This window comes from Neobacillus niacini, assembly GCF_023715785.1.
GTDB classification, from domain to species: Bacteria; Bacillota; Bacilli; order Bacillales; family Cytobacillaceae; genus Neobacillus; species Neobacillus niacini_E.
Window position 1 is genome coordinate 397,196 of record NZ_JAMBOX010000002.1, and the last position, 12,780, is coordinate 409,975.

General features: G+C 39.6%; 15 protein-coding genes, 2 pseudogenes and 1 riboswitch. Of the genes and pseudogenes, 10 read left to right on the top strand and 7 right to left on the bottom strand.

What is annotated here, in order from left to right:
- Positions 1-142 precede the first annotated feature (142 nt).
- The 4 genes from M3234_RS06575 to M3234_RS06590 all read left to right on the top strand — a co-directional run bounded on the left by M3234_RS06575 (position 143) and on the right by M3234_RS06590 (position 2,171).
- Entirely contained in the window at positions 143-775 is a 633-nt protein-coding gene (locus M3234_RS06575; RefSeq protein WP_262303934.1) for a type II toxin-antitoxin system PemK/MazF family toxin, read from the top strand.
- Between the two features lie 261 nt (positions 776-1,036).
- Positions 1,037-1,480: a DUF3908 family protein gene (locus M3234_RS06580; RefSeq protein WP_262303935.1), complete on the top strand. Its 444-nt coding sequence runs from the start codon at positions 1,037-1,039 to the stop codon at positions 1,478-1,480.
- A 205-nt stretch (positions 1,481-1,685) separates the two neighbouring features.
- On the top strand, positions 1,686-1,844 hold the full coding sequence (locus M3234_RS06585) for a hypothetical protein (RefSeq protein ID WP_262303936.1): 159 nt from the start codon (positions 1,686-1,688) through the stop codon (positions 1,842-1,844).
- Positions 1,845-2,021: 177 nt separating this feature from the next.
- Complete coding sequence (locus tag M3234_RS06590; RefSeq protein ID WP_262303937.1) at positions 2,022-2,171, top strand: hypothetical protein; 150 nt, start codon at positions 2,022-2,024, stop codon at positions 2,169-2,171.
- 287 nt (positions 2,172-2,458) lie between these two features.
- Here the strand turns inward: M3234_RS06590 and M3234_RS06595 are convergent, their stop codons facing one another.
- The 3 genes and pseudogenes from M3234_RS06595 to M3234_RS06605 form a co-directional block, all read right to left on the bottom strand.
- The gene (locus M3234_RS06595; RefSeq protein WP_262303938.1) at positions 2,459-3,463 is read right to left on the bottom strand and encodes a tyrosine-type recombinase/integrase; all 1,005 of its coding nucleotides are present in this window, start codon (positions 3,461-3,463) and stop codon (positions 2,459-2,461) included.
- A gap of 89 nt (positions 3,464-3,552) precedes the next feature.
- Positions 3,553-4,863, bottom strand: a pseudogene (locus M3234_RS06600) (nucleobase:cation symporter-2 family protein).
- Complete coding sequence (locus M3234_RS06605) at positions 4,860-5,456, bottom strand: xanthine phosphoribosyltransferase (protein ID WP_262303939.1); 597 nt, start codon at positions 5,454-5,456, stop codon at positions 4,860-4,862. The pseudogene M3234_RS06600 and the gene M3234_RS06605 overlap by 4 nt, the downstream one beginning before the upstream one ends.
- 124 nt (positions 5,457-5,580) lie before the next feature.
- A riboswitch (purine riboswitch) is annotated at positions 5,581-5,682 on the bottom strand.
- 336 nt (positions 5,683-6,018) lie between these two features.
- Here M3234_RS06605 and M3234_RS06610 point away from each other — a divergent pair.
- The 3 genes from M3234_RS06610 to M3234_RS06620 are packed head-to-tail and all read left to right on the top strand — an operon-like array spanning position 6,019 to position 8,408.
- Positions 6,019-7,209 (top strand): glycine C-acetyltransferase, encoded by a 1,191-nt coding sequence (locus M3234_RS06610; protein WP_262303940.1) that lies wholly within the window; start codon positions 6,019-6,021, stop codon positions 7,207-7,209.
- A 12-nt stretch (positions 7,210-7,221) separates the two neighbouring features.
- Positions 7,222-8,184 (top strand): L-threonine 3-dehydrogenase, encoded by a 963-nt coding sequence (locus tag M3234_RS06615; RefSeq protein WP_262303941.1) that lies wholly within the window; start codon positions 7,222-7,224, stop codon positions 8,182-8,184.
- 56 nt (positions 8,185-8,240) lie between these two features.
- On the top strand, positions 8,241-8,408 hold the full coding sequence (locus M3234_RS06620; RefSeq protein ID WP_262303942.1) for a hypothetical protein: 168 nt from the start codon (positions 8,241-8,243) through the stop codon (positions 8,406-8,408).
- Here the strand turns inward: M3234_RS06620 and selD are convergent.
- Positions 8,405-9,457 (bottom strand): selenide, water dikinase SelD, encoded by a 1,053-nt coding sequence (gene selD / locus M3234_RS06625; protein ID WP_262303943.1) that lies wholly within the window; start codon positions 9,455-9,457, stop codon positions 8,405-8,407. The genes M3234_RS06620 and selD overlap by 4 nt on opposite strands.
- A 192-nt stretch (positions 9,458-9,649) precedes the next feature.
- Between selD and M3234_RS29225 the strand changes: the two are divergent.
- A pseudogene (locus M3234_RS29225) lies at positions 9,650-9,835 on the top strand (Rdx family protein); the annotation flags it as partial.
- A gap of 79 nt (positions 9,836-9,914) precedes the next feature.
- On the opposite strand, the gene M3234_RS06630 reads toward M3234_RS29225, so the two are convergent.
- Positions 9,915-10,322, bottom strand: coding sequence for an Hsp20/alpha crystallin family protein (locus M3234_RS06630; RefSeq protein WP_262303944.1), 408 nt, complete (start codon positions 10,320-10,322; stop codon positions 9,915-9,917).
- A 101-nt stretch (positions 10,323-10,423) separates the two neighbouring features.
- Here M3234_RS06630 and selA point away from each other — a divergent pair, with 101 nt between their 5' ends.
- Entirely contained in the window at positions 10,424-11,833 is a 1,410-nt protein-coding gene (gene selA, locus M3234_RS06635; RefSeq protein WP_262303945.1) for an L-seryl-tRNA(Sec) selenium transferase, read from the top strand.
- Positions 11,834-11,872: 39 nt separating this feature from the next.
- Here selA and M3234_RS06640 read toward each other — a convergent pair whose 3' ends face one another.
- The gene (locus M3234_RS06640; protein WP_262303946.1) at positions 11,873-12,013 is read right to left on the bottom strand and encodes a small acid-soluble spore protein P; all 141 of its coding nucleotides are present in this window, start codon (positions 12,011-12,013) and stop codon (positions 11,873-11,875) included.
- Between the two features lie 111 nt (positions 12,014-12,124).
- Here M3234_RS06640 and M3234_RS06645 point away from each other — a divergent pair, with 111 nt between their 5' ends.
- Complete coding sequence (locus M3234_RS06645; protein WP_066304858.1) at positions 12,125-12,391, top strand: hypothetical protein; 267 nt, start codon at positions 12,125-12,127, stop codon at positions 12,389-12,391.
- Between the two features lie 45 nt (positions 12,392-12,436).
- Here the strand turns inward: M3234_RS06645 and sspO are convergent, their stop codons facing one another.
- Positions 12,437-12,586, bottom strand: coding sequence for a small acid-soluble spore protein O (sspO, locus tag M3234_RS06650; protein WP_262303947.1), 150 nt, complete (start codon positions 12,584-12,586; stop codon positions 12,437-12,439).
- Positions 12,587-12,780 lie beyond the last annotated feature (194 nt).

The following is a 12,780-nucleotide window of genomic DNA, read 5'->3' on the forward strand; positions in this document are numbered from 1 at the left end:
ACCTCCTGAAAATAGAATATTTGTTCTATGGTTATATTTTACTATAATTCTATTTATTTGCAACAAAAGTATGGGGAATTCTCCAACATTTTCCCTATTATTCTCGAAATATGGTAGAATATAGGGAGATTGGAGGTGGAATATGGCAGATACTATAAAAACTAGAAAGGAAATTGATAATACCCTTTTAGGTCATATTAATGCATTAAAAGGTAAGTTAATTTCAATACCATTAAATGAAGGTAAATTTGCTGCAAAATGGTTTTTAGATTTATTGAATTTAAATGAAAACCATGAGAAGGAGCAAAGTTTAAGAAGTAAAATTAAGGTTGGTTTAGCCACTAAGGAATCATTAAAATCCGAATTAGGAAAGGTAAGTAAGAAAAACTTTCCTTATAATTTAAAATTTGGAGATATAATTCATGTGAATTATGGATTAGGTGTTGGTGATGAATTAAAAGACGGTCATTATGCTATTATTCTTTCAAGGAAAGGTGATATGTTTTTAGTTGCACCTTTAACATCTCAAGAGGTTGATTTTGAGGAAAATACAATTGTTTTTGAGGATTTAGGACTTCCTAACAAGGATGGTGTAGAATCTAAAAAGAGTTATGTTAGCTTTTCACAAATCAGATATATTCATAATAGAAGAATTGAAAAGATAAATAACTTAGATAAATCATTTGAAGGTAGGGTTAAATTAAGTCCAGATGATGCTTTAGAAATATTAAACAATTTTAACAAGATAATTATCAGTGGAATTGAAATAATTTAAACTTATTATTGACATTAATTGTTGATATGTTATTATTTAATTACAAATAAACATTGGTCTTCACTGGTGTTCCAGTTAGGACGGAAATTTAAACTTAAAGTTTTTTTGCTGATGCAAATCAAACAACATGATCTACATAATGAAAAAGGCTTCCGCAATATGTTGGGGGTCTTTTTCATTTGTCGAAAACATATCATTACATAAATCTTCCAAGGAACAAGTGTTTGTAGTATGCTTGTACTAAAGGGAGAGTGTTATAAAATGGGAGATAACTTAAGTTACAGAAAGTTTTTAGAATGGTTTGGTAATTACAGTTTCACTCAGACAAAAGATTACTACAAGCTAAAGAATTGTGTTTCAAAAGTAAAAGAGTTTATTCCGGATTCAGAAATTGAATTTTTCTACCCTCAAAATTTACTTGTTGAAGATAGTGACACTGATTTAATTTTCCTTACGAAAACAAAATTTATTCGGATTAGCGGTAGTGAAACTAAAACCTTTTTTGAAGTATTTAAATTAAAGGATATAATTGACTTCAATTTTGAAGTTTCAGAAGAGTTTGGGATTGAAAATGTATTATTAAATATTCATTTCACTAATCATAGACATTTGACTTTTAATAACACGGTAGACACAAATAAACATTGGCAAAATTCATTTAGAGCCAAAATTAAAGGAATATATAAGATGTTAATAAACGATTAAGTCACTCCTTACCGAGTGGCTCTTTTTATATTATGGATTGGAGAGGTTAATATGTTTGAAACAGATTTACAAAGAAATTTACATGTCATGCAAAGTAAGCAGCAAGATGATGAGCGATTTAAAAGAGAAGTCTTATCATTAATGAGATGTATTTTTGGTTAAAGTATCTTAATTACAATTTAGAAAAGATAGTGGAGGGTAAATAATGTTAATTGCCTTTCAGATTATTTTATTTCTGCTAATTGTCCTTTTTAGTCTTTATTTGTTGGCCGAAGATGGACTAGTAACCTATGAGGATAAGAATAGATACACTGCGATTGTTTTAGCTGCTATTATTGCGGAAACGGTTTGTTTCATTATTTAATTGACGGTAGTAAATTTTAAAGGCTAAGGTAAATAAGTAAGAAAAGCCCGAATACAAAGAACCTTTATATATAGAGGGAATAGACAAAATTAGTGAAGAAGGGGAACTGGATTTAGAGAGGTTTATAAAGAGGTTATTGAAAAGCAAATACATTACCGGAAATTTAAGTGGTATGGAATGAAAAAACAGGTGAAAGTTACTAATATAATCAGCAAAGAAACACAAGGTATTACAATTGCAAAATATCTACTTTCAATCGGAGTATATAAAGAAGAAAATACAAGCAAAGAAGGGGTAAACAATAAAACAGAGACGGAAAAAATTTAACAAATACGATAAAATAGATTTTGAAAATGATTTTATACGGATTGAAACAGAGGAAGCCGTTTCCTATAAAGCAAAGAAACCAAATGAAAGAGGATTCATTATCAATGTATCATTTACTAAAAATAAAGAAGAACACGAGGAAGCTATTAAAGCTATTAAGGAATTTTTTATTATAGAAGTCTAATGATTAATGGGAATTTCCTAAGTATCAGGCAATAAGGTAAATGTTCCCTATAAAATAAATTTCATAAAAAAAGACGGTGGAATTCTACCGTCTTAAAGTATTTTTAACGTAATTTTCCTTTTCTTTTAACCTTCACTAATGGGCTATATAACTCATGTTGATTTTTTATTACTTGTTCATCAAAGTGGACATATTTTTTAGTTGTTGATATTTGCGAATGTCCAACAATGGCTTGAACAGCGAACAAGGAAGCCCCGGAAGCTAACATTTCTGTAATTGACTGCCTTCTAAAGTCATGGCAGGAAAAAGGTTTAGTAATACCAGCTTTTTTAACATATCTTTTTAAATTTCTTCTAAATGTATCCTCTGCCATTGGTTCCCCATACCAGTTTAAAAACAAGTGGTTACTTTCAAAGTGAGTCTTATTTTCCGAAATAAGTTCGATAAGCATTTTAATGACTAAACCGGACAATGGAATAATTCTTGCTTTTCTTCCTTTAGCCTTTTCGGATGGTAAAAATATTCTTCTTCCATTTAAGTCTAAATCATCAATAGTTAAGCTAATAGCCTCTTTAATTCTTAATCCCGGGTCATAAAGTAGGTACATTATACATTTGTCTCTGAATTGAGGAAATTGACGTGTATCAGGAACATTTAATAATTTCTGCATTTCAGTTTCTTGCAAAGGATAGAAGATTCGTTCATCTTCTTTAATAAATTTCACTTGTTCGGGTGGATTGATATTTACCAATTCCTCTTTAACCAAGAAATTATAAAATGTTTTTAAAAATCTTAAACGAGCGTTTGTTGTCTGAATAGACAGTCCGTATTCTTTGGTTTTGTAATTAAAATGCTCTTCCTTTAAATAATGGACATATTGTCTTATCATTTGAATAGTTAATTGATCAATTGTTTTAATTTCAGGCAAAAAATCACTTAACCAATTCTTAAAAAAATTAAAATGTTCATCATAACTAGTCAAAGTTGGTTTTCGTAATCCTTCAGCTTTCTTTGAAGAGAGGAAGTATTCATAAGCTTGTTCAAAACTAAAAATTACAGAATGTGATTCTTCATTTACTGCTCTGTTTGTAAGTCTTTTTCTTTTCATTTTCGTCACCTCATTAACGATTTTCGTTAAGAAAATGTAGGCAACGTATCGACATATTTTAGTGGTTAATATGTGGGATATAAATTTAATTAAGCTACACTTTGATTACCCGTTTTTGCCACTTTCGGTTGCTTGATTGGCTTTATAACATTAAAAATAATGTTAAGGAAAATGGCAGTTAAACTTCCGGACACGATCCCGCTATTCGTCAGGATTTTTACACTTTCTGGAAGATGAGCGAATAGATCCGGAACGGTAGTGACGCCTAATCCAACCCCAACCGAGCAGGCAATGATAAGCAGATTCTCCTGTGATGAGAAATCAACCTTACTTAGCATTTTGATTCCGGACGCGATCACCATGCCAAACATGGCAACCATCGCCCCGCCTAGAACAGCAGTCGGAATCACGGTTGTAAGGGCAGCGATTTTTGGCACAAATCCAAGAAAAATCAATATTCCGCCCATCGTATAGATGACGCTTTTATCCTTAACGCCGGAAAACTGGACAAGCCCGACGTTTTGGGAATAGGTCGTATAAGGAAATGAATTAAAGAACGCCCCGATAACACTGGCTAAGCCTTCAGCCCGGTAGCCTTTAACCAAATCTTGTTCCGTCAATTTACGGCCAGTAATATCACTTAATGCAAAATAAACACCTGATGACTCAACAAGGCTTACAATCGCTACAATGGTCATTGTAATGATTGGCGCCAATTCAAACGATGGGGTTGCAAAGTGCAGCGGCGTGACCATATGGAACCAAGATGCGTCACCAACAGCAGAAAAGTCAACTTTGCCCATGAATGCGGCCGCAATCGTTCCGACGATTAATCCTAATAAAATAGAAATGGCACGCACGAACCCTTTAAAGAAACGATAAAGAATAATAATAAATAATAGCGTTCCAAATGCCAGTGCAATGTTAGAAATAGAGCCAAAATCAGGGCTGCCCTGTCCGCCGGCAACATTATTCATCGCAACGGGAATCAAGGTTGTCCCAATAATCGTTACGACCGAACCCGTTACGACGGGAGGGAAGAAGTGAATCAGTTTTCCAAAGTATTTGGCAATCAACATCACAATGATCCCGGATACCAGGATTGAACCGTAAATCGACGACATGCCATATTGGTTTCCTGTGGCTATAATTGGCCCCACAGCCGTAAATGTACAGCCAAGAACAATCGGCAGTCCAATCCCAAAATAACGGTTCTGCCACACCTGCTATAAAGTGGCGATCCCGCTTGTTAGAATATCCAACGAGACTAAATACGCCAATTGTTTATGGTTTAAGCCTAAAGCACCGCCGATAATTAACGGGACAATGACGGCTCCAGCATACATAGCCAGAACATGTTGAATTCCAAGTGATGCTGTTTTTAATGGATGGTTTTTTATTTGACAAGTTCCTCTGCTTTCTCCGATTTAAATGTAACCTCGCCGTTAGCAAGGGATGCGACCCTGGCTAGCGATTCCACCCTAACTCCATGTTCCTGAAGCAGTTTTGCTCCGTCCTGGAACGACTTTTCAATGACAATTCCGAGACCTGACACTTGGGCGCCGCTTTGCTTGACGATTTCGATTAAACCTAGCGCCGCTTGTCCGTTGGCAAGAAAGTCATCAATAACCAGGACTACATCATTTTTATTTAAGTATTTTTCTGCGATGGATACTTCGTTTGTTTCATTTTTTGTAAACGAATGAACGGAGGCAGTTAACAGGCCGTCGTTTAAGGTAAGCGATTTTCTTTTTCTGGCAAAAACAACTGGTACATTCAGCTGCAATCCGGTCATCACTGCAGGAGCAATCCCTGAAGATTCGATAGTGACAATTTTGGTAATCCCTTCATTCTGGAAGCGGCGGGCAAATTCTTGGCCAATTTTCTGCATTAAGTTGGGATCAATTTGATGATTCAAAAATGAATCCACTTTTAAAACGGATTCCGAAAGGACTTTTCCGTCCCTTTGAATTCTTTCTTCCAATAATCTCATGATGTACCTCCATTTTTTTGAAAAATAAAAAGCCCAATGGTCATTGCTCACAAACGAGAGTGAGGCAATGTCCTTTGGGCTTATTACTAAAAGGAATAGGAAGAAGACCGCAATCAATAAAGCGGAAATCACATTACCCACTCATAGTCGGATTGTTAACGGCAATCCGGTAGAAACTTGCGGGCCATATCCCCGCGATTATACGAGTGTTGCTATGAATTTATACCCCATTATAGCACGGTCATTTGTCATTTCAAGCATTTTTTTGTTGAAAAGGCGAATGATTTTAAAAGTAAAAACATTTTCGTTCGCCTTTGCAACCCCTGTCAATATTTTGCTTTGTAGGTTTTCGCCATTTTTGGGGCAATCTATACAATATAAAAATATTTTTTACTTTTGTCCTTCAGGGGTGAACATTCTTGAAATAATATGATATTGTATAGTAAAGGAAATCCTTTAATGGCGCAGTTTTGAAGGGGTTCGCACTGTCCGCCTCAGGAGGACATTTGTATTTTTGTAAACGACAAAAAGCAAGTTTTGAATAGAAAAGGGGGATTTTGATATGTCCAGTCAAACGTTAGAGCAATTTTTAAATGAAAACCTTGAAGATTTAAAAGGCAAGGGTCTATATAATGTTATTGATCCGCTGGAAAGTCCAAATGGCCCGGTCATCACGATTAATGGCCGCGAATTGATCAACCTTTCTTCCAATAATTACTTGGGCTTGGCAACAGATGAGCGCTTGAAACAAGCCGCCAGAGAGGCGCTTGAGAAATATGGCGTTGGAGCAGGTGCTGTTCGAACGATCAATGGCACCATGAAACTTCACGTGGAATTAGAAGAGAAGCTGGCAGAATTTAAACATACCGAAGCTGCGATTGCTTATCAATCTGGGTTTAATTGTAATATGGCTGCGATATCTGCGGTAATGGACCAAAACGATGCGATTTTATCCGATGAATTAAACCATGCCTCGATTATTGATGGTTGCAGATTATCCAAGGCAAAAATCATCCGTTTTAATCACTCGGACATGGAAGATTTGCGTGCTAAAGCCAAGGCTGCCAAAGAGTCTGGTCAATACAATAAATTGATGGTTATTACTGACGGCGTTTTCTCTATGGATGGGGATATCGCGTTATTGCCGGAAATCGTAATAATTGCTGAGGAATTCGACTTAATTACATATGTGGATGATGCCCATGGCTCAGGTGTATTGGGTGATGGTGCAGGTACCGTCAAGCATTTTGGCCTTTCCGATAAAATTGATTTCCAAATCGGCACCCTATCAAAGGCGATCGGGGTTGTCGGCGGTTATGTGGCCGGGAAGAAAAATCTGATTGACTGGCTGAAGGTCCGCAGCCGCCCGTTCTTGTTCTCCACCTCGTTAACTCCTGCAGATGTCGCAGCCAGCAAGCGGGCGATTGAAATTCTGATGGAAAGCACGGAGCTTAATAAAAAACTTTGGGAAAACGGAAACTATCTGAAAAAAGGCTTGAAGGATTTAGGGTTTAATATCGGCAACAGCGAAACACCAATCACTCCTTGTATTATTGGTGAAGAAACGGTAGCGCAACAGTTCAGTAAGCGACTGAACGAAGAAGGCGTTTACGCAAAAGCGATTGTGTTTCCAACTGTACCAAAGGGGACAGGGCGGGTCCGCAACATGCCGACTGCAGCGCATACGAAGGAAATGCTTGATCGGGCAATTGCCATCTATGAAAAGGTTGGCAAGGAAATGGGCATTATTTAAGGGGGAGAAACAATGAAGCGGATTATGATAACCGGCGCTTTAGGGCAGATTGGTTCAGAACTCACCTTAAAGCTTAGAGATATATACGGCACAGACAATGTTATTGCGACTGACATAAAGAAAAACGACAGCGAGGCCGCGCTTGGCGGCCCTTTTGAAACGGTAGACGTTACTGATTTGAAAAAGATGGTGGAAACTGCAAAAAAATATAATGTGGATACGGTCATGCACTTGGCCGCTTTGTTATCTGCCACCGCCGAAGCAAAGCCGGTGTTTGCCTGGAATTTAAACATGGGCGGATTGATGAACGCCCTTGAAACCGCTCGTGAGCTAAACGCGCAATTTTTTACGCCGAGTTCAATCGGTGCCTTTGGCCCGGCAACACCGAAAGACAACACGCCGCAAGACACGATTATGCGCCCGACAACGATGTATGGGGTCAATAAGGTGGCAGGAGAGCTGTTGGCCGATTATTATTATCATAAATTTGGTGTTGATACGAGGGGCTTGCGTTTCCCTGGATTAATCTCTTATGTGGCACCTCCAGGCGGCGGCACCACTGATTATGCCGTGGAAATTTATTATGAAGCGGTGAAGCACGGTCGTTATACTTCTTATATTGATAAAGGCACCTATATGGATATGATGTATATGCCGGATGCGCTGAATGCGATTATCGATTTAATGGAGGCGGATCCTAGCAAATTAGTCCACCGTAATTCCTTTAATGTAAGTTCAATGAGTTTTGATCCGGAGGAAATCGCTCGTAGCATCGCCAAGTATATTCCTGGATTTAAGATTAGCTACAATGTGGACCCTTCGCGCCAGAAAATCGCGGAAAGTTGGCCGAATTCGATTGATTCCAGCGCTGCTGTAGCTGAGTGGGGCTTCCAATACGAGTATGATTTAGACAAAATGACGAAGGACATGATCGAAAAACTTCGCCAGAAATTTCAATTGAGAATCCCAAGCTAAGGCTTGGGGTTTTTGTTTGGGTAGGGAGGGGGAGGATCCAACGGGGTGGGGATTTGATGAAAGTGAGGTTTCTGGGGCTCTTGAAGACAAAACCGGTGCAGAAATGGCTGAAAGTTTCCTCAACCAGGCCTCTTGAGGACAAAACCGGTGCGGAAATCAATGAAAATGTCCGTAAGAACGACCGTCAACTAGAAAAACAGCGAAGCGTCGAGCTTCGCTGTTAACTTTTTACATAAATCAATTTCTCTTTTCTTTCAGTCACCCGTCCGACAATAGCGGCATGGGCCAACCCTCTTTCATGCAACGCCTCAACATAAGGGCCCGCTTCCGCCTCATCAATCGAAACCAACAGGCCGCCGGAAGTGATCGCATCACACAATACCAGTTGTTCCTCAGGTAAAATGTCTTCGTACTGAACGTCATCACTCAGCCATTTATGATTGGACTTAGAGCCGCCTGGAACGACGCCTTCCTTGGCCAATTCAACAGCGCCATCCAAAACGGGTACTTGTCCAGCAAATATTTCGAAACTTACTTCGCTGCCGCGGGCCATTTCACTGCCGTGGCCTAGCAATCCAAATCCGGTTACATCTGTCACCGAATGCGGGGAGAACGGCATCAAAGCTTCTGCAGCGTCCTTATTCAGCAGCGCCATCGTTTCGGTAACCACAGCCTCTTGTTCTGGAGTCACCGCGCCTCTTTTAATCCCGGTTGTCAGAATGCCGACACCGAGCGGCTTTGTAAGAACAAGCACGTCCCCAGGCTTTGCCCCGACATTTTTCCACACCTTATCGGGATGGACAATACCCGTAACGGAAAGGCCGAATTTTGGTTCCTGGTCATCGACTGAATGGCCGCCAACCGTTAATGCGCCTGCTTCCTTTACTTTATCGGCTGCGCCGCGTAAAATTTCTGCCAGCATATCGGCGCCCAGCTTTTTAATCGGATAACCGACAATATTCAGTACCGTTTTCGGCTCACCGCCCATGGCATATACATCACTCAGCGAATTGGCGGCAGCAATTTGTCCAAACATATATGGATCATCGACAATCGGAGTAAAGTAATCGACCGTTTGAATTAGAGCGATCGAATCTGTTAATTTATAAACCCCGGCATCATCGCTGGTTTCGTTGCCGACGAGTAACTCCGGAACGGGGTCTTGCTTTGGTAATTGACGCAACACTTGCGCCAGGTCCTCAGGACCGATTTTGCAGCCTCAACCAGCTTTTGTGGACATGGCGGTCAGGCGAATTTTCTCTTGCTCACTCATCAATTTACACCTCCATTTTCTTAGTATACATTTTTCTACAATAAACCGCACTAATGGAAGCAGAACATTTGCGGAATACTAGGCCGTAGGCTACACTGTTTGTACTACTACAATATTGTAAACTCCAGGGGGTACAAAATGAAGGACTTTCATGTTATCGTCGAATTTTGCATGCAATGAAACTACGCACCAAAGGCCGCGAGTTTCGCGGAAGAAATCATTACCCATTTTAGAAGGGATATCGCAAAAGTAGAATTGATTCCAGCTTCAGGCGGCATTTTTGAAGTAACTGTCAATGGAGAGAAGATCTATTCAAAAAATGAAACAGGCGTGTTCCCTGATACCGATGAATTAATTCAAAAAATGGAAGAAAAATAAAAAAAACCTCGTACCAATCGGTGCGAGGTTTTCTATTGTATATAATAATGTTATGTTAATTGAAAATAGAAAAAAACACCTAAGGCAGGGTAATAAAACGATCTTTTCCAAATCCATTCTCTATCTTTTTTGATATGAAAATTTCCAACACCCCATGCTGAAAAGAGGCGCGTACACAATGATTTATTATAGGAAAAGGGAAGTTAATGGCGCGAACTTTTTTGGGGAAAGGCGAGGGGGAGGAATAATCATGCTTCTGGGCTGAGATAATTAGCTGCGACTTTTCCATTTTCACTGTAATTTCCGAGCTGGCATATTCGTCCAAAGAACCTTCGACAATCCAATTTTCATCTGTTTCGTATATGTCTATTCTGAATTGAGAATGGTCATAATGCGATGTGAGCGGATCTAAAAAATAGTCTTTTAACCATTGCTCCATTTTCTCCAAATCAACGGTTTGGTCTTGAGGAGACTTTTTATTCTTCACTTCCATTTCCTCCTTGCTCGTATCATACTATTCACTGAGCCGTTAAACGTGAAAAATGTTATAATAGGACGAAAGAAGGAATTGTAAAAGGAGTTTACATAATGAAAGAATCGCTAAGATCAATCCCCCCTGTCCATGAACTGCAAAAACATAATGAATTTTTAAGCATCCTTGAAAAAAGCGGGCTCGATTCGGTCCAATTAACCAATCAGTTAAAGGAAGTAATGGAAGAGATTAGACAATGGTTGCTTCAATCAAAATGGTCAGGACCAAAACCGGGAACCACCGCGTTTATTGAAGAGGTATTCAATCACCTTAACATAAAAGTATCCAATCAATATTCCTATACAATACAACGGGTCATCAATGCAACGGGCACCATCTTACATACAAATCTTGGCAGGGCACGATTAAGCGAATCTGCGATTAATCATGTGGTGGAAACAGCGCGAAGTTATTCGAACCTCGAATATAAGCTAGACGAAGGTGAGCGTGGTTCGCGGCATAGCCATGTGGAAGCTTTAGTAAAAGAGATCACCGGCTCAGAGGCCGCCATGGTTGTCAATAACAATGCCGCGGCTGTTTATCTCGTGCTGCGGGCGCTGGCAGAAAATAAGGAAGTCATCGTATCTAGGGGACAGCTTGTCGAAATTGGCGGGTCATTCCGAATTTCTTCCATTATGGAGGAAAGCGGCGCCAAGCTGGTGGAAGTTGGGACAACCAATAAGACTCATCTTTATGATTATGAAAATGCTTTAAGTCCGGACACGGCGATTATCATGAAGGTTCATACAAGCAACTTTAAAGTTATCGGATTTACGAAATCAGTCGAAACGGACGAGCTAATCCAGTTAGCCAAAAAGACCGATGATGTCATTTTTTATGAAGATTTGGGCAGCGGCGCCCTGTTTGATTTTAGAAAACACGGAATTGGTGATGAACCTGTTGTCAAAGAGGTAATCGAAATGGGGGCGGATGTTGTTACTTTTAGCGGTGACAAGCTTTTGGGCGGCCCTCAGGCAGGAATTATAGCCGGGAAAAAAGAAATTATTGCGAGGTTGAAAAAACATCAATTGGCGCGAGTGGTGAGGGTCGATAAGATGACTCTGGCAGCGCTCGAGGGTACATTATTAGCTTATGCCCGCGGTGAAAAAGCCATGCTTGAGATCCCAACGATCCGCGATTTATTAGTTTCCGTTATAGAATTAGACGAAAGGGCACAAACCTTTGTTTCAAAATTGTTACAACGATCAAGCCAGTATAGAGCAAAAGTTTTGCCGGACATCAGCCAGGTGGGCGGTGGAACGATGCCCGATGTGGAATTGCCTACAGCAGTCATTGCTTTAACCCATCAATCATTAACGGCAGAACAGTTGGGCCGTAAACTGCGGACTGAAACGAAGCCGGCGATTGTCGGCAGGATTCAAAGGGATGAGTTCATGATTGATTTGCGGACCGTCACGATAGAAGAGGAAGAGTTGATTATTGAAGCATTAACAACTATTCATTGATCAGCATCGGTCCGGGGTATCCCGACCGATGCTTTTTGGTTACATATCGTGATGAGACTTGCTTTTCTGGCGTGTATGATTGCGGTTTTTCACCTTTTTTGATCCGCTCAGCGGCTCTGGCTGACCGGATGTCTTTGGCTGATTTCGGTGCATATCTTTGCTGTCATTTTTGTTTGTCACGATTATCCCTCCTCATTTTTTAGGATGCAGTCAATCCGTCGTTTTATGCTGAATATTTTTTTAGCATCTGTGCAATTTAAAGGGTAAACAAATTTGAGGAGGAAAAACAAAATGCAAAGAAATCCGTACAACAAGAATAAGCAGGAGGCATTTCAAGCGGCCCAGCAAGGATTTGAAAACGCTCAAGGGCTTTATGAAACGATTGTCAGTGACAGCGCAAGCTACGGCCATCAGTTAAAACATTTAAAAAATGAAGTCAATGAGGCTTACCAGCAGATTGAAAATGCTCTTGAGGTGGCTTCTGAGCACCAAAGAGCTCAATTAGAGCGGTTTCAGCAGGATTTAAAGCAGATGGTGACCGAAGTAAATATGGATTAACACATAAAAAGCGGTGGCCACTTAGGTCCCGCTTTTACTACGTTGTTATTGATTCTTTTTCCGTTTTTTATTGTTCCGTTTTTCCATTTCAGTTAAGTGCTCTGTTGCCATTTCTTCATTAAAACCGGCACCCACACCCTGTGCTTTTGCCGCATTCATGCCGGGCCGTACATGGTTCGCCTTCCGCTTCGCCATATTCATCACCTCCCAATACTGTTATGATTTCCATTCGAACGAAATAAATGACAAATTAAAGTTTTTTTGCCATAATAAAGGGGAAAGTCCTTCGGCCCACGAACCACAATTCATCATAAGTAATCAACTGTGTTTTCGAAATATTTCGAACAAATTACATAAAAAAGATAAGATAAACTTATCAAACACAATAA